General features: G+C 58.7%; 17 protein-coding genes. 8 read left to right on the top strand and 9 right to left on the bottom strand.

What is annotated here, in order from left to right:
• Positions 1-690 precede the first annotated feature (690 nt).
• The gene (locus tag BLQ55_RS19210; protein WP_092255921.1) at positions 691-2,880 is read right to left on the bottom strand and encodes a GAF domain-containing hybrid sensor histidine kinase/response regulator; all 2,190 of its coding nucleotides are present in this window, start codon (positions 2,878-2,880) and stop codon (positions 691-693) included.
• 567 nt (positions 2,881-3,447) lie between these two features.
• On the opposite strand from BLQ55_RS19210, the gene BLQ55_RS19205 reads away from it, so the two are divergent.
• Complete coding sequence (locus BLQ55_RS19205; protein ID WP_092204703.1) at positions 3,448-3,726, top strand: short-chain dehydrogenase; 279 nt, start codon at positions 3,448-3,450, stop codon at positions 3,724-3,726.
• A gap of 140 nt (positions 3,727-3,866) precedes the next feature.
• On the opposite strand, the gene BLQ55_RS19200 is transcribed toward BLQ55_RS19205, so the two are convergent.
• Complete coding sequence (locus BLQ55_RS19200; RefSeq protein WP_092255918.1) at positions 3,867-4,490, bottom strand: hypothetical protein; 624 nt, start codon at positions 4,488-4,490, stop codon at positions 3,867-3,869.
• A gap of 144 nt (positions 4,491-4,634) precedes the next feature.
• On the opposite strand from BLQ55_RS19200, the gene BLQ55_RS19195 reads away from it, so the two are divergent.
• The gene (locus BLQ55_RS19195; RefSeq protein WP_092204701.1) at positions 4,635-5,312 is read left to right on the top strand and encodes a phytanoyl-CoA dioxygenase family protein; all 678 of its coding nucleotides are present in this window, start codon (positions 4,635-4,637) and stop codon (positions 5,310-5,312) included.
• A 92-nt stretch (positions 5,313-5,404) separates the two neighbouring features.
• Complete coding sequence (locus tag BLQ55_RS19190) at positions 5,405-6,460, top strand: alpha/beta hydrolase family protein (RefSeq protein WP_092255916.1); 1,056 nt, start codon at positions 5,405-5,407, stop codon at positions 6,458-6,460.
• Between the two features lie 249 nt (positions 6,461-6,709).
• On the opposite strand, the gene BLQ55_RS19185 is transcribed toward BLQ55_RS19190, so the two are convergent.
• On the bottom strand, positions 6,710-7,114 hold the full coding sequence (locus BLQ55_RS19185) for a nuclear transport factor 2 family protein (protein ID WP_092255913.1): 405 nt from the start codon (positions 7,112-7,114) through the stop codon (positions 6,710-6,712).
• A 140-nt stretch (positions 7,115-7,254) separates the two neighbouring features.
• Positions 7,255-8,172, bottom strand: a complete 918-nt coding sequence (locus BLQ55_RS19180; protein WP_092255910.1) for a LysR family transcriptional regulator — start codon at positions 8,170-8,172, stop codon at positions 7,255-7,257.
• A 109-nt stretch (positions 8,173-8,281) separates the two neighbouring features.
• Here BLQ55_RS19180 and BLQ55_RS19175 point away from each other — a divergent pair, with 109 nt between their 5' ends.
• The 4 genes from BLQ55_RS19175 (at position 8,282) to BLQ55_RS19160 (ending at position 10,998) form a co-directional block, all read left to right on the top strand.
• Positions 8,282-9,034 (top strand): SDR family NAD(P)-dependent oxidoreductase, encoded by a 753-nt coding sequence (locus BLQ55_RS19175; RefSeq protein WP_092204698.1) that lies wholly within the window; start codon positions 8,282-8,284, stop codon positions 9,032-9,034.
• A 57-nt stretch (positions 9,035-9,091) separates the two neighbouring features.
• Positions 9,092-9,631: a VOC family protein gene (locus tag BLQ55_RS19170; protein ID WP_092255907.1), complete on the top strand. Its 540-nt coding sequence runs from the start codon at positions 9,092-9,094 to the stop codon at positions 9,629-9,631.
• A 244-nt stretch (positions 9,632-9,875) separates the two neighbouring features.
• On the top strand, positions 9,876-10,265 hold the full coding sequence (locus BLQ55_RS19165; RefSeq protein WP_092255904.1) for a hypothetical protein: 390 nt from the start codon (positions 9,876-9,878) through the stop codon (positions 10,263-10,265).
• A 46-nt stretch (positions 10,266-10,311) separates the two neighbouring features.
• Complete coding sequence (locus BLQ55_RS19160; RefSeq protein WP_092255901.1) at positions 10,312-10,998, top strand: HD domain-containing protein; 687 nt, start codon at positions 10,312-10,314, stop codon at positions 10,996-10,998.
• 48 nt (positions 10,999-11,046) lie between these two features.
• Here BLQ55_RS19160 and BLQ55_RS19155 read toward each other — a convergent pair whose 3' ends face one another.
• The 5 genes from BLQ55_RS19155 to BLQ55_RS19130 form a co-directional block, all read right to left on the bottom strand.
• A complete protein-coding gene (locus BLQ55_RS19155) occupies positions 11,047-11,670 on the bottom strand; it encodes an SMI1/KNR4 family protein (RefSeq protein ID WP_092255898.1) in 624 nt (207 codons plus the stop codon).
• A 96-nt stretch (positions 11,671-11,766) separates the two neighbouring features.
• Positions 11,767-12,582 carry a suppressor of fused domain protein gene (locus BLQ55_RS19150; protein ID WP_092255897.1) on the bottom strand — a complete coding sequence of 272 codons (816 nt, stop codon included), beginning with the start codon at positions 12,580-12,582 and terminating at the stop codon, positions 11,767-11,769.
• Positions 12,583-12,786: 204 nt separating this feature from the next.
• Positions 12,787-13,590, bottom strand: coding sequence for a diaminopimelate epimerase (gene dapF, locus BLQ55_RS19140; protein WP_092255894.1), 804 nt, complete (start codon positions 13,588-13,590; stop codon positions 12,787-12,789).
• The gene (locus BLQ55_RS19135; RefSeq protein ID WP_092255891.1) at positions 13,581-13,946 is read right to left on the bottom strand and encodes a VOC family protein; all 366 of its coding nucleotides are present in this window, start codon (positions 13,944-13,946) and stop codon (positions 13,581-13,583) included. The genes dapF and BLQ55_RS19135 overlap by 10 nt, the downstream gene beginning before the upstream one ends.
• A gap of 14 nt (positions 13,947-13,960) precedes the next feature.
• Entirely contained in the window at positions 13,961-14,773 is an 813-nt protein-coding gene (locus BLQ55_RS19130) for a helix-turn-helix domain-containing protein (protein ID WP_092255953.1), read from the bottom strand.
• A gap of 117 nt (positions 14,774-14,890) precedes the next feature.
• Between BLQ55_RS19130 and BLQ55_RS19125 the strand changes: the two genes are divergently transcribed.
• Complete coding sequence (locus tag BLQ55_RS19125) at positions 14,891-15,232, top strand: DUF2834 domain-containing protein (RefSeq protein WP_092255888.1); 342 nt, start codon at positions 14,891-14,893, stop codon at positions 15,230-15,232.
• The last annotated feature ends 54 nt before the right edge of the window (positions 15,233-15,286 follow it).

Below are 15,286 nucleotides of genomic sequence, written 5' to 3'. Positions count from 1 at the left end.
AATGGCCGGTGCGCGCGGGCGCGAGTGTACGCCAAACAGCCTCAGCCATGACGGTTGGACAACGAAACGGCGGATTATTTTGTGACAGGCAAAAAAAAGCCCGCTGGGGAAACGGGCAGGTACTGCTTTCTAACGGATGAGCTGAGAGTACGTACCTGCTTGTGAAAGAAACGTGAAAGAAACCGACGGTTGAGAAAAGATGAAAAATATTTTCGCAAGGATCGGATGCCCCCTGTGGGAGCTGCCGAAGGTTGCGATCTTTTATCGTTCGCTTTGGATTCAATCGATAGGGAAAGATCGCAGCCTCGTTGCACTCGACAGCTCCTACGCAGCCAGCGTGGGAAGCCTGTCATTTCTTGACCGGAACCCTGGGCAAGAACTTGGCTTTCTCACCTCGCTGCACTTTGGCCACCTTCGTCCTGATGGACTTGATCGGCTCGTCGCCAAAGTCTGCATGGTAGGTCGACTGACCACATTGCAATCCTTCATTGATCGGATACGCGGCTCCGTGCTCCTCGCTGTACGATGCTCCCATTGCCTTCCCCTCTCATTCAGGTCCATACCGGCAACAACCGGTTGCCTGACAATATCGACCTTCACGACATTGAGACTAGTCGGTCATCAACAGACTGCTAATTCAACAAAGCCCTTTGCCGACGAGTGGAACTCACTGTTTCAGAAAGGAAACACTCATTCAGCGCCCAGTATCGTCCGGTTCAAAACCCGGGAAACCTGGTCGGCCGAATAGGGCTTGGACAAGAACTCAAAGCCTTCATGACCACTGTGGGCCAACTCTTCGCTGTAGCCGGAAGTAAGCACCACTGGCAGATCCGGGCGACGCTGGCGCAGTTCCCGGGCCAAGGCGATACCGCCGATGCCTGGCATCACCACGTCGGAAAATACCGCGTCGAATGCCATCGCATCCGGCCCGACCATTTCCAGCGCTTCTTCGGCGTTGGTCGCCCAGGCGGTTTCGTAGCCCAGGTCCTGGAGGATCTGGTTGGCAAAACGCCCTACCTCCAGGTTGTCTTCCACGATCAACACCCGGCGCTTGCCCTTTTCCAGCACCAGGTGCGCGACTTCTTCCCTGACCGGCTCATGGTTTTGCTCGGGCGCCACTTCCGGAAGGTACAACGTGAACACCGTGCCCTCGCCCACCACGGTCGAAACATCGACGTTGCCACCGGACTGCTTGGCAAAACCGAACACCTGGGACAAGCCCAGCCCCGTGCCCTTGCCCACTTCCTTGGTGGTGAAGAAGGGTTCGAAGATGTGCTCGAGCACTTGCGAGTCAATACCGGTGCCGGTGTCAGCCAAGGCAATGGCGGCAAAGGATTGCCCGGCCCCGGCATGACCACGGATCGGCGGTATGCCACCGCCGCAACTGAGCCGAAGCCACAACGTGCCCTGGCCGTTCATGGCATCCCGGGCATTGAGGGCCATGTTGATCAACGCCGTCTCGAACTGGCTCAGGTCCGCGCGGATGTAACAGGGCCGATCGCACAACTCGACGTTGACCTGGATCCGCGCCCCGGTGACGGTTTGCAGCATGTCCCCCAGGCTCAGCACTTGCTTGCCCACATCGATGACTTCTGGCTTCAACGGCTGGCGCCGGGCAAACGCGAGCAACTGGCTGGTCAACTTGGAGGCGCGCTCCACCGTTTCCGAAACCGCCGTCATGTAGCGTTGCCGGCGCTCTTCGGACAAGTTGGGCATGCGCAGGAAGTCCACCGAAGAACGGATAATCGTCAGCAGGTTGTTGAAGTCATGGGCCACGCCACCGGTGAGCTGGCCGATGGCTTCGAGTTTTTGCGACTGGCGCAGCGCCGCTTCGGTCTGTTTCAAGCGCGTGGTGCGCTCCTCGACCCGTTCTTCCAGCGTCGCGTTCAATTCGGCCAGGGCCGCCAGGCCTTCGCGCACGGCAGCGTCGGCACGGGCGCGCTCAATGTGGGCCCAGGAGCGCTCGGTGACTTCCATCAGCAACGCCAGATCGTTGGATGACCAGACCCGCGGCGTTTTGTCGTGAATGGCCATCAGCGCGGTCAAGCGCCCGCCCTTGATCAATGGCACGCAAATGGTGGCCGCGATGCCAATGGCCTGGAACGTCGCCGCTTCCTCCGGCGCCAGTTCCTTGAGGTTATCGTTGATCACCAACGGCTTGCCGGCCCGCAGGTTGGTGACAGCCAGCCGCCCGAAATCAGCCAACCGATAATGCCCAAGAATGTGAGGCGAACCGGCCCTGGCCCAATCACCGCGAATGGTGAAACCGTCCTCGTCTTCATCCATGTCCGCGTAGGCACAATTGGACAGATTCAAGTGCGCCGCCAGAATCCGCGTGGTGGTCGCCATGATGGCCTGTGGGTCGGTGGCGTTGGCCACGGCATTGCCGATGGCATCCAGCACGGCCAGCCGTTGGGTCATGAACACCGTGGACGTGGTTTCGGTGACCGTATCCAACATGCCCACCACTGTGCCGAACTGGTCACGGATGGGGCTGTAGCAGAACGTGAAATAAGCCTGCTCAGGACCGCCGCCGCGCTCGATGACCAGGGGGAAGTTCTCTATATAAGTGGCTTGCCCATCGAAGGCCGCGCGCACGATCGGCCCGATATCGTTCCAGACCTCCCGCCATACCTCATCGAACCGCCGCCCCAGCGCCTCGGGTTTGCTGCCAAGGATCGTCAGGAACGCATCGTTGTACAACGTGATCAGGTCCGGGCCCCACACAATGGCCTGGGGAAAATGCGAGGCGAGGCTCAGCGCCACGGTGGTCTTCAGCACATCAGGCCACTGCGAAGGCGGCCCGAGCGGCGTGCCCTCCCAAGGATGGCGCCGAACCCGTTCAGCCATTTCTCCAGAGCTCTGAAGCCAATCTGTCATTGCGTTCGATCCTTCTGAGACGCCAATACCAACGAGGGGGGAAACGCTTGTGACCCCAGGCAGGGCCGTATTATCCCGCGCTGGATAGGAATGCGCGATTGGATTGTGGGAGGCGTCGGGGGGCAAATGGGGGGTGAAGGGCGGAAATCGGGGGTTAGGCTACAGAAATGTCTTACATATCGTTGGGAATGGGCTTGATGTAGGTGAAGAGACTGCCAAGTTGTAAGACATACAGCTCGGATGCTTACGACGATGGCAACGTCCTACATATGATTGGGAAACCCCTTCGCTATCAATCCCTTGCGTATTTTTTGCAGTGACGTCTATAGGTTTGGCGTCGCCCAGATGGCGACCGGGTTTGGCGACTCGATTGATACAAGTGCAACGGTGCTTTCTGCTGTGGTAGAAGCACACTCGTGCTCACAGAAACTGCTTTATGGCAGCTGTGCGCGGGAGACCTTCGGGTCTGCCGGCTCCTTGTGTCTCCGGTTCGCCAACCTGCGTACAGCTGTCACCCTTTGTTTGGCGACAGAGTGTGGCAGTTCATTCATGACACAAGGAATTGATATGAACCGATACATGAGCCTTACCAGCAACGCCGACGACCAACCCCTCTACGTCGATACCACCGCCCCGCTACACATCCTGCTCGACTCAGCCGCCTACCGAATCCGTGCCGCCACCCAATTCCTGGAGAACCTGGCGATGCGTGATGAATTGACCATCGATCCCGCAACCCTTCAGGACCTCGCACAACTGTGCTGCATCCCACTGCGCGATGGGTGCGACGTGATGGATGTGATTGCCCGAAGATTGGATGCGGCACCGGTAGGTACCACCCTATAAGCCTGCCCGCCGACAACCTGTGGCGAGGGAGCTTGCTCCCGCTGGGTTGCGCAGCTGGGCTGCGCAGCGGCCCCTTTTATGAGCGCTGCGCACTCAAGCGGGAGCAAGCTCCTTCGCCACGGGTGCATCGTCGACCTGAACTACTCGACAGTCCCGTTATAAACAACAGTCGCACCGCCCTCTTTCTTGACCAGGAGCTTGTTCCCTTCCGCCATGGCCTCGACCAACTCAGAACACCCCTCCACTTCACGCTTGCCATCAACACGCTCGGCCTGGGTGTCGAAACTGAATACATAGGTGGACGCCGGGCAAGCATTGCCTCCTTCGCCTGTGGAAACCACCAGCACATACTTGCTCGGGCCAAACGTGTAAGCCTTTTCAATCGTCACATAACCGGTGTACTCGGCCTGCTCGACGATGGATTCCATGACGTTCATCACACCCGCTCGCGATTGGTAATTCAGCGCAGTTGCCATCGCCTCAGTCCGAGTCGTGAAAGGTCCGGCACGCTCGGTATTGACGGGCAGCGGTTGATAGGCAACGCCCGGCGGCGCGGGAGGTGCGGCTTGAGTCTTGGCGGTGGTTTTTGCAACAGGGCTTCGCTGGAGTTGGGGGCTGTCGCATTGGCCGTTTTTGCAGATGAAATCGCCTTGGCAATCGATGTCTTCCGAGCACGAGTTCGTTTCTTCGAAAGTGCTCTGATCGGCCTTGGCGTAACCGACGACGGCCAGTGTCAGGAGGGTGCAGGCGAGCAAACGCTTCATCGGTGAAGTCCTTTTCTTGGATGGTGGTTGGATGATCATTGCAAAACATTCCGGGATTGTCTCTGTCGCCTCCGTTTTCCAGTGTCGGGTGGTCCCACTTTGGTTTACAGACTAGCCTTCCAGATACCCGCCCAAGGACGAACCATGGCTGACCGCAAACAACTCCACCAAAACGGCTACGCCCTGCTCCGTCGAGCGATCCCGAACGAGTGGCTGGCTGACTTACGCTGCGTGTTCGATGCAGGCGTGCGGCCGTCGGATCAATGGCCAGTGCCCCGTGGCATGGACTGGCGCTATTCGATGCTGGACGATGATTCGAGGATTCAGGCCGTGTGTCGTCTACCCCGGCTACTGGCCGTGGCAGGTGAATTGATCGGCGAGCAATTCTTCCTCTCCCAAGTGGAAGGCCGCGAGCCTCTTGCCGGTGGCGGCCAGCAACCCCTGCACCGCGATCTGTCGGCCCAACGACCAGGCGACATCGCCATCGCCCTGGCATTCTTCGACGATTATGGCCCCGAGAACGGCGCGACACGGATCGTCCCCGGCAGCCATCGCTCCGAGCCGGATGCGCCCCCCTTCGACTTCAATGACGAGTCACGCGCTGTACAGCTTTCAGGCGACGCCGGTGACATCCTGGTGTTCGATGTCGACCTGGTGCACGCGGGCAGCCTGAACGCGATCGGCGCACGCCGTCGCTCCATCCTGATCAGCTATTTCGCGGAATCGCTCTACGCGTCACACCTGGAAACCGTGGCGCTGCGCAATATTCGCATGGACACCCGCGAGCGATTCGCCCCTGCGGCGTTTACTTTCGAGGGCTAGTTTTTTGGGTCGATGAAAGTTGTGCGCAACGGTTCGAATCTGAGCTTTAATGCCCGTGCTTTTTGAGAACCCCATTCAAGGAAGAAACAACATTGAAAACAGCTTTCGGCACCCTGTTGTTGGCCTGCCTGACAACGACCGCATTGGCTGACGCCCCCTCCATCGGTTTTCAATCTTCCACCCTGCCGGAGCCACACAATGGCCGCGCACTGGAAATGGTCGTCTGGTACCCAAGCGCAACCACCGCAGCCCCGAAACTGATCGCCGACAACGCGGTGTTTGTCGGCGCGTCCGCCGTGCGTAATGCGCCGCCAACTGCCGGTGAACATCCATTGGTGGTGCTCTCCCACGGCTACAGGGGTAACTGGAGCAACCAGATTTGGTTGGCCAGCGCCTTGGCCCAGAAGGGTTATATCGTCGCCGCCATCAACCACCCCGGCAGCACCACCCATGACCGCAGCCCCCAGGCAGCGGCGCAGTTATGGCAGCGCCCCGTCGACCTGCGCCGAGCCATCGATGCGGTCACGACTCAACCTGAAAAATTTGGCCGGGTCGCCAATGATCGAATTGCAGCCGTGGGCCATTCACTCGGCGGCTGGACCGCCCTGGAGATCGCCGGCGCTCGCTTCGACCCAGAGCGCTTCACCCAGGACTGCAAAGCCCATTCGCAGTTATCCAGCTGCACGGTTTACGAACAGATGAACCCCGCCAGCACCTCAGAAGCAAAGACCGAACTGGCCGCCGATTGGCGCGATAAACGTGTTACTGCGGTGGTGACATTGGACCTGGGCCTTTCACGGGGCCTGACCGATAAAAGCCTGGCCACGCTGCCTGTCCCCACCCTGGTGATCGCTGCCGGTGTACCGTCGCAAGAACTTCCCGCCGAGTTGGAATCTGCCAACCTGGCCAAGCGCCTGCCCCCGGCGTCCAGCCGTTACATCGAGATCAGCGATGCGAGCCATTTCAGTTTCATGTCGGTATGCAAGCCTGGTGCGCAGGAAATGCTTGAAGAGGAAGTGCCGGGGGATGGGATCATTTGTCGGGATGGTAATGGCGGTCGTGCTCGGGGGGTGATTCAGCAGCAGGTTGCATCGCTGATTGCAGAGTTTTTGGCGCAGTCATCGGGTTATAAAGAAGGTCGTTTGTAATCGGGTGCTGCTGACTTGAAGCGGTTCGACAAAAACGCCGGAGTAGCCATTTTTGCGCCCATACAATCTCTCGGATCGTTGGCTTGGGATCAGAGCTGGATAGCTGATATCGGCCGATCCTGTTGAAACAGTCGGCCATGGTTTGCGCATCAGGAAAAGAATTGAAGCTAAAGCCTTTCCCACAAGGGCGTTTGGTTTTCAGGTAGAAGCGGTTCCAGCCACGAATTTTGGTGTCGCGGTTCAATAGCCTTACGCCGGCTCAACCAGCGCGAACGCTTTGGCAGCGGCAACGGTATCCATGGATTCGCGCAGCAGCTGGATTTTGCCGTCTTTGGCCACCAGGCGGCCTGCGTACATCTGCCGGTAGATGCGGCCTGTGGCAGGCACCAGGGCCTCTACGCTGTATTCGGCAAACACTTGATCGGGGGTATCGATCAAAAAGCGCACATTACGGAATTTGAAATCCGGCACTTTGCCGAGCAATGAGCCGATAAAACCCTCGATCGCCGCAGGCCCCTTCACGCTGTGTGGGATGCCGAGCGACTCCAGGTAGGGCAGTTCCAGCACACCGTCCTCGGCGAACAGGGCGGCTGCCAAGTAAGGCGTCTGGATGGCATCCAAGTACTGTTGAAGTAATTCCACGGCATTTTTCATGACGACTTTCTCCCGAAACGAATAATTGGATGGCACGCTGTGTTGTGCCGACCAAACCACGTTAAGGCATCCACCAGTTTTCAAAAATAGCAGTTAATGAAAGTCATCATTTCATAATTGAAAGAGCTGCCCCCATCGTCTTATGACGGCCATCGCCATACGGGCTCGCTTAAATGCTCGGCGAAGAAGTCCGACAGCGCTTTGATTTTTACCGGCCGTGTGCGGGCCGAGGGGGTGACGAAATACAGGCCACCACGGGTCATGCTCCATTCCGGTAGCACCACGACCAAGCGCCCATCTGCCAAGTATTCGCTGGCAATAAACTCCGGCAGTTCGGCGATAGCCAAGCCTTCAAGCAACACCGGCAATAACGCATCCGAATTGGTTACTCTTAACGGGCCGCTGGGCACGACGTCTTCTTCCGTGCCGTCATTGTGGGTGAACCGCCATACTTGGCTGCGGGCTCGGTAGGCATAACTCAGGCACGTGCGGACTGCCAGTTCGCGGGGATGGCCAGGGTGGCCATGGGCATCCAGATAAGCCGGTGAAGCGACCAGGTATTGGGTGACCGCGCAGAGACGCCGCGCAACCAGCGAGGAGTCCGGCAATACGGCAATGCGTAATGCCGCATCAAAGCCCTCGGCGATCAGGTCTACCGAGGCGTCTGAAAGGTGCAGGTCAATCGACAGCTCGGGATACTGCCGCATCAACTGCGGCATCAGCGGTGCCACCCAACGCAGGCCAAACGACATGGGGATCGCAAGGCGTACTTGGCCGCGGGGCTGGACCGATAACTCCTGAGCCTCGCTTTCCACCTCTTCAGCCTGCCGATAAATCTCCCCAGCCTTGGCCGCCATGCTCGCGCCGAATTCGGTGAGTGCCAGTTGCCGCGAAGTGCGGTTGAACAAGCGCCCGCCCAGGCGCTCCTCCAGGCGCGCGACCGCCCGCGATACCGTTGGCACCGACACGCTCATGACGCGCGCCGCGCCGGCGAACGATCCTTCTTCGGCCACCTTGGCAAACATCGCCAACCCTTCGAAATCTGGAAGCTTGCTCATTTCATTTCTGCAACGATAGGTTTCAGACAATTCTATTTTGAAAGTTTTGCCCCGTCGATAAGCTTCTCCCACACCGCAACTCACTCAATCGAAATACGGGAGAAACACCATGGCTAACAAACTCGAAGGCAAAATTGCATTGGTGACCGGCGGCAGTACGGGCATCGGTCTGGCCACTGCCAAACGCTTCGCTCAGGAAGGCGCCCATGTCTATATCACGGGCCGTCGCCAAGCCGAACTGGACGCCGCTGTCACCGCTGTTGGCAACGCCACCGGCGTGCGGGTGGACTCAGCCAACCTCGATCAGTTGGACGCGTTGTATCGCCAGATTGGCGCGACCCACGGTCGAATCGATGTGCTGTTCGCCAATGCGGGTGGCGGCTCCATGCTGCCGCTCGGTGACATCACGGAACAGCAGTACGACGACACCTTCAATCGCAACGTAAAAGGCGTGCTGTTCACCGTGCAAAAGGCGCTGCCGCTGCTGGCCCCAAAAGCCTCGGTGATTCTCACCGGCTCCACGGCGGGCAGCTCGGGCACCGCCGCCTTTAGTGTGTACGCCGCGTCCAAGGCCGCCGTGCGCTCATTTGCACGCAACTGGATTCTGGATTTGAAAGACCGCCAGGTACGTATCAACACCATTAGCCCCGGCGCCACCCGCACTCCTGGCCTGGTTGAATTGGCCGGCCCCGATGCCGCTCAGCAGCAGGGCTTGCTCGACTACATGGCATCGCTGATCCCCATGGGGCGTGTCGGTGAAGCGGATGAAATTGCCAGCGCCGCGTTGTTCCTGGCCTCGGATGACGCCAGCTTCGTCAACGGTATCGAGCTGTTTGTTGACGGCGGCCAGGCGCAAATCTGACCACCCAGCGGGCGACTGCCACGGTCGCCCGCCAACCCATCTCAAGAGGAACAGATTGTGAACCCATTGCAATCGGTATTGCTGGCCGCCAGCGTGACCCTGACTGCCGCTACTCAGGCGGCGACCCACTCAGCCGCACCGCTTCAGGTTTCAGCCATCGACCATGTCGGCATCAATGTGCCGGATATCGACACCGCTACCCGCTTTTTCTCCGCGCTGATGGGTGCACGGGTGATCTCGGATATCAGCCCTGGAACGATCCCGGATCAGTGGAAAAGCCAATTCCGCTGGCATGGCTCCAGCGAGCTGCAACGCTTTGTGATGCTGCAAATGGATGGCGGTGCGAAGCTGGAGTTGTTCCAATACCAAGGCTCCGAGATCAATCAGGTCCAACCCCACGGCGACGACGCCGGAGCCAGCCATGTGGCCTTGCGCACCGCCGATATTGACGGCAGCCTAGCGACCCTCAAGCGTCTGAATGTGACCATTCTCAACGAACCCATCACCAACACGGACGGCGTTCGTTGGTTCTATTTTCAAGCACCGTGGGGCACCCAGATTGAGCTGGTGTCGCTGCCGCAAAGCGTTGGTGGCTAATCCCGCCGCTCGCGCCGGGCGGGTGCTCATTAGCAGCCCGACTGCCACGACAAACGCCAGGCCTACAGCAGTAGCCCTCTAGCCGCAGTCATATGCGCGGGTCAAAAAGTTTGCAAATGGGCTGGTAATACCCAGGGAGATATCCAGGAAAGCCACGTGAGCGCGTGAGCACTGTAGGATGTCTCTTTCCCAATAGTTTCCGACTTAACTATCCTACGCCTCCATCCCAAACGGATTCGCCAAGATGTATCTGCGTTCAAGCGTGTTATGCCTGTGCCTTTTCAGCAGCCTGAGCCAGGCCGCTGTCAACTGTTCTGCCCTGGCAGAAAAGATCTCTGGCACCGTGCCTGAGTTTCATCCGTCGGTGCAAGGCAAGGTCATCGGCACCGGACGCCTGCATTTTCACGAAGCGCCGGATGAAGCCTGTGCCAATAAAAAGATTTTCGTAATACCCGGCGACTCTCTCACCGTTTACGCCAGCCTTGAAGACGAATCATGGCTGGAAGTGAACTTCATCGCCAAGAGTGGCGACGACTACACCGGTTGGGTAAAGGCGGACCGGGTCGAGATTGGTGTACCTTACGGGGCGCCACCGGACGATGCCGACGAGGCGCCAGCGGGCGATGCCCAGTAATTCAAAAGGGCATGCCCTTTTTCATTTTTGAAGCGCAGGAGAGACGATGACGGACTCGCCAGAAGGGAGTGCGCTGTTGCCGGCCAGCACACACGGCGACCTCGACGTGGCTGATGCTACGGGTTTCGCTGCCTGGGCTCGGGTCTGGGCGGAGCTTGGCGTCGGATGCGCGTCACAAGAGACGTACGAAGCACTCATTCGACGCTACGGCGAGCCGCATCGCGCGTACCACACCCTCCAGCATCTGCAGGAATGCCTTCAGGTGCGCCGATTCGTCAACGCGGTCTGCCCGGCCCCCGCCGAAGTCGACCTCGCGCTATGGTTCCATGATGCGATCTACGACCCTGTTCGCAGCGACAACGAGCTGCGCAGTGCCCAATGGTTGGATGACGTGGCACGCGACAGTGGCCTGGGCGATGAAACGCGACGCAGGCTTTACGAGCTGGTGATGGTGACGCGGCACGACGCCGCTCCGGCGTCGGCAGACGAAGCGGTGCTGGTGGACACGGATCTGGCGATCCTTGGGGCAGCGTTCGAGCGGTTCGAGGAGTACGACCAACAAATTCGCCGCGAGTACTCGTTTGTACCTCTGCCTGTGTACCGCCAAAAGCGCCGCCAGGTCCTTGAAGGTTTTCTGGCACGTGGGCGCATCTATACGACTGCACCGTACTTCGACGCATTCGAGCAGCAGGCACGGGCCAATCTTGCACGCGCCATCGACCGTCTCGACTGAAGACTGGCGTCATTCGGGAAAGCGGGATCCAGCCATCTGATCAGCCCTTCAAATCAACCGATCCACAACCCTCGCATTCCACAACTCCCGATACCGCTCCCGCCACCCCGGACTTCCTTTATCCAGCCACTCCAACGTCGCCTCAACACTTTCAGGGCTGATGATGAAGTGATTGATATGCTCCTCGATCCGCTCTTCCGATAAATGCAACGAATCCAGATAGCCATTGAAAGAATCCGCCAGCACCACATACTCATCGCCCTGCTGACGGCGCCCGGTCCAGGCCGGTAAGCCCGCCACCATCGCCGCCACGTCCTGGCGCCCTTCCCGCAGGTCCAGCAGCAAGATACTCGCGCCGCCGTCGCGCCCGATCGGCAATAATTCCGTCGCAGGGAAGCCGGGCTGCGCCCGCAGTTGCTCCAGCTCGAAGGGGTTGGATTCATACTCTTTGTCCGGATCCAGCCCATACAGTGAAAAACTGAGCAACTCCTCATCGCCATTGGCGAGCGTGGCCAGCACATCGTATTCCAGGTAGGCGCCGTTGCAGGTTTTTAGGAACTGGCGATAGTCGTCGGGCAAACGGGCCCCCAGGCTGGCTTCCAATTGCGCGATGGCAAGGTCGGTGGCGCCTTCACGAGTGTCTTCGAGGATGAGTCCGCGGTAGTCAGTCATTGGTGTCTCGAAAGGGTATTGGATGGGACACGGTATCAATCGATCTTACAAGCGACCGTTCACTGAGGTTGGTTTTTTGGCCGCCCCCCTCCGGCCTCACACCACACTCGCCCGATGCAGACTGCTCATATGCCCAACGCCCGCCGCCTTCAACCGGCTCACCAGATCCTCCCTAGCCGTTCGCCCCCCTGAACGCACGTACTCCAGCTCCGCCGCGGTGATCAAGACCACCGGTACCAACCTGACCGGGGACAAGGGCATGTCATCCAGTTGGGTAGGGAAATCCGGCGCCGGGGCGCCGAGCAGAACGCCGGTGGAGTCGTCATCGGTCACGAAGAGTTTGGGCAGTTGATCGCTCATGTGGTGCGATTGGCTCAGCCCGGGCAGTTCAAGGGATAGCGCCCCGTGCTGGTCGAGTTGGTGGGTGATGCCACCCGCGTCAGCCACCGTCTTGGCGACGTGTTCCACCAGCTCGAATGCCCAACTGCGTTTGAAAGGGTCGACCTCTCCCACCGGGCCATAAGCGTGCTCGGGGATATCCGCGGTTTCGACGAACAGTTCCATTTCGAAGCCGTTGCCCATTCCTTCCGTATCATCGAATGGATCGGACAGACCTTCGGTGGCGAGAATGATCGCGTCGCCACGGCGCACCACGCGGTAGGCCTGGCGGGTCGAAGGCCAGTACGGGCCGCCGGAAAAGGTCGGACTGATCAAGTAGGAAAGAACATCCCGCTCGACCGTGCCGACAGCGCTCCAATGACGATCCAGGCACGCTGCGCCGGCTTCCCGGACGGCCAGATTGGCTGCTTCAGCCTCGGTCAGGTCGCCAAGTTCGGAGGATTGCGGCGCGGGCTGGTCGTTTTGGATTTCAGGGGTTTTCGCTGAACCGAAGAGTTTCTTGAAGAAATTCATGGGTGTTCCTATCCGAAAATTGCAGTTGATGTAGGCTCAGTCACTACGCCTGGATCGATTTCAAAAGGATGGATATGACGTTGACGGTCGAAAGTTTGATGAGCATAGCAATGACCAACCCAATCAACGCACAAATCACTTCGCGCTTGCCTTCGCTCGGTTTGACTCAATGCATACCGGTTCTGTGGAGTTCATCCTATCCACTCAAGCTTGACTCATCGTCCCCGAAAAACTCGCCTCCACCGGCCCGATGAGAAAGACCGCACCCAGGCCATCCCATTGCACCGTCACGCTGCCGCCATCGCATTCAACCTCGACGGTACTGTCCAACAAACCACGACGAATCCCATTGACAACCGCACCGCACGAACAGGACCCCGACCCCAGCGCGATACCCGCCCCGCGCTCCCAGATGCGCAACCGAATATGCGTGCGATCAATGATCTGGACAAAATGCACGTTGGTCTTGAGCGGAAACAGCACGTTGGTTTCGATGGCCGGGCCGATCGTCGCGAGATCAACGCTAGCCAGGTCATCGACAAAATAGGTGCAGTGGGGATTTCCCATGCTGCAGGCGGCTGGACTGCCAGCAAGTGGCAAGGCAGCGGAGTCCAGTTCCTGTGCCAAGGGAATGTCCGACCAGCCGAAAAGCGGCACGCCCATGTCGACGGAAATGTCGCCGGTGGGGGTACGTTCGCAAGCAAGCAAACCACGGTTAGTGCGCAGCACCAGCGAAGTCACATTGGCTTCGCGCATGAGCAGGTCCGCCGCACCTCGTGTCGCGCTGCCACAAACGTCCAGCGCGGAGCCATCCGCGTTCCAGAACATCACCCGCGCAGCGGCATCGTCGCAGTCGAGCAACACCGCGAGTTGGTTAAAGCCTATGCCCCGGTTCCGATCCCCCATCCGCTGGGCCATGGCACTCGTCACCGCAGTGGCCGAATTTCGCGAATCGACAATCACGAAGTCATCGCCATTGGCATGCATCTTATGAAAGCTCAGTGGCATGCAAACGCCCTGCTGGAGATAGAAATGGAATTACCGTCAGGGTCTTTGGCGTTGGCAAAAGAGTAACCGTCCGCCCTGTGCGTCGCGCCAAACTTCAGGCCCTGGGCCAGGCATTTTGCCTTGAAACCTTCTACATCCTGGAGATCAAAGACAAGCTTTACGGTGACTTGCCCCGTTTTAACCGCCTTCCCCACAGGGTGAACCATCAGGATCGCGCCACCGTTTGCAGGGCTCAATTCGGTGACGCGGTCATCGACTTTTCTTTCACTGGTAAAACCGAAGTGACGCTCATAAAAATCGCAGGTCGCTTGAACGTCCCGGACATACAGCATGATTCGATTGAGTGACGGTTGCATGGGTTCTTCCTTGATCATTGTGAGTGTTGCGCTTGCCCATATGCCTTGGTCATGACCGCCCAGGTCTTGGCGTCGGCAGGAATCAGATGCTCGATACGCAATGAACTCATGGTGATGTCGAACGGCATGCCGAAGGTTGTGAACGTTGACATGAACGTCAGCTCACCCTGGGGAGAGTCGACTCGTGTCAGCAACAACGGAGGCAGTTCGTTCGCCAGCGCCGCAGCGCTGCGTGGGGCCGGCAGGCTCTTCAGAATCTCAGCCAACGCGGGATTGTTCAAGGCTTCCCGAGATGCCCGTTGCCAGGCCACTACTCTTATTTCCTCGGCGTTGCTCAAACGATCGCCCAAGCCGCCGGGTTGCAGCAGTGTCACCAAGAGGTTGAGTCCCTCTGCCGCTTCCCTGGCAAGTCCAACCAGATCGAACAAGACACCCGCGCTGGCATTCGCGGCAAGGATGTCCCATTGAGCATTCAGAACAATCGCCGGAGCGGGGTTATTGGCGTGAAGTACATGGTCAATGGCATCACGTACCACTTCCATTGACGACGACGTGAGCGGCGTCGTTTCGTAGCGAGGGGCGTAACCACTGGCCAGGAAGATGTCGTTGCATCGCTCCAAAGGTACATCCAGGGCAGTCAACAAGTTATGCAGAGTGCCGGGGCTTGGCTTGGCGCGCCCCGTTTCGATGCAACTAAGGTGACGCTGGGAGATGCCTGTGATCAGTGCGCAGTCCAGCTGGCTCAGTCCAGCCTGTTGGCGCAAGTGACGCAGTTGCGCACCGGCCGAAGTTGGCGGCGTCGTTCGAGAAAAAGGTCGACTGGTCATCCGTTGACTCTGGCATTGCGGGTGAGCGGCGTCGATGACCTCTGAGGTCATTGAAACCATGACGGTCAAATCACTAGCCTATCTCCACTGATCAATGAACTTGTCCAAGGAGGCAAAGTGAAGAAACCTTACATCGCACTTGTCACGCTGCTGCTTTTTTCCGTGTACACAGCGATTACTTTGTTTCTCGCCGAGCAATCGCTCCTGGCGTTCGGCATCGGGCTCATGTCTCGCCCAGACACCGCACAGGTCGTCATCGACCTTTACCTACTCGCTTGCATGGCGTGCATCTGGATGTACCGGGACGCACGTTCTAAAGGCAAGTCGCTCACATCGCTGCTGCCTTACCTCCTGATCACGGCCATCTTCGTATCAATCGGTCCACTGTTGTACATCGTCGTTAACGGATTTGGACGCCAATCGCCGGAGACAGGTATTCCCGATTACCCAGCTCCTTAAAGCGTCCCCCATCATGCGCATGCCTCCAGGCACGCCAGCACTTCAAACCGTTGG

Source organism: Pseudomonas sp. NFACC13-1, assembly GCF_900104425.1.
Classification (GTDB): domain Bacteria; phylum Pseudomonadota; class Gammaproteobacteria; order Pseudomonadales; family Pseudomonadaceae; genus Aquipseudomonas; species Aquipseudomonas fluorescens_AA.
This window is presented reverse-complemented; position numbering and strand designations above follow the sequence as displayed.

Excerpts from the sequence above, each read along its gene's own strand:
- BLQ55_RS19210 (WP_092255921.1), bottom strand. The coding sequence starts at position 2,880 with ATGACAGATTGGCTTCAGAGCTCTGGAGAAATGGCTGAACGGGTTCGG.
- BLQ55_RS19205 (WP_092204703.1), top strand. The coding sequence starts at position 3,448 with ATGAACCGATACATGAGCCTTACCAGCAACGCCGACGACCAACCCCTC.
- BLQ55_RS19200 (WP_092255918.1), bottom strand. The coding sequence starts at position 4,490 with ATGAAGCGTTTGCTCGCCTGCACCCTCCTGACACTGGCCGTCGTCGGT.
- BLQ55_RS19195 (WP_092204701.1), top strand. The coding sequence starts at position 4,635 with ATGGCTGACCGCAAACAACTCCACCAAAACGGCTACGCCCTGCTCCGT.
- BLQ55_RS19185 (WP_092255913.1), bottom strand. The coding sequence starts at position 7,114 with ATGAAAAATGCCGTGGAATTACTTCAACAGTACTTGGATGCCATCCAG.
- BLQ55_RS19180 (WP_092255910.1), bottom strand. The coding sequence starts at position 8,172 with ATGAGCAAGCTTCCAGATTTCGAAGGGTTGGCGATGTTTGCCAAGGTG.
- BLQ55_RS19175 (WP_092204698.1), top strand. The coding sequence starts at position 8,282 with ATGGCTAACAAACTCGAAGGCAAAATTGCATTGGTGACCGGCGGCAGT.
- BLQ55_RS19165 (WP_092255904.1), top strand. The coding sequence starts at position 9,876 with ATGTATCTGCGTTCAAGCGTGTTATGCCTGTGCCTTTTCAGCAGCCTG.
- BLQ55_RS19160 (WP_092255901.1), top strand. The coding sequence starts at position 10,312 with ATGACGGACTCGCCAGAAGGGAGTGCGCTGTTGCCGGCCAGCACACAC.
- BLQ55_RS19155 (WP_092255898.1), bottom strand. The coding sequence starts at position 11,670 with ATGACTGACTACCGCGGACTCATCCTCGAAGACACTCGTGAAGGCGCC.
- BLQ55_RS19150 (WP_092255897.1), bottom strand. The coding sequence starts at position 12,582 with ATGAATTTCTTCAAGAAACTCTTCGGTTCAGCGAAAACCCCTGAAATC.
- dapF (WP_092255894.1), bottom strand. The coding sequence starts at position 13,590 with ATGCCACTGAGCTTTCATAAGATGCATGCCAATGGCGATGACTTCGTG.
- BLQ55_RS19135 (WP_092255891.1), bottom strand. The coding sequence starts at position 13,946 with ATGCAACCGTCACTCAATCGAATCATGCTGTATGTCCGGGACGTTCAA.
- BLQ55_RS19130 (WP_092255953.1), bottom strand. The coding sequence starts at position 14,773 with ATGACCAGTCGACCTTTTTCTCGAACGACGCCGCCAACTTCGGCCGGT.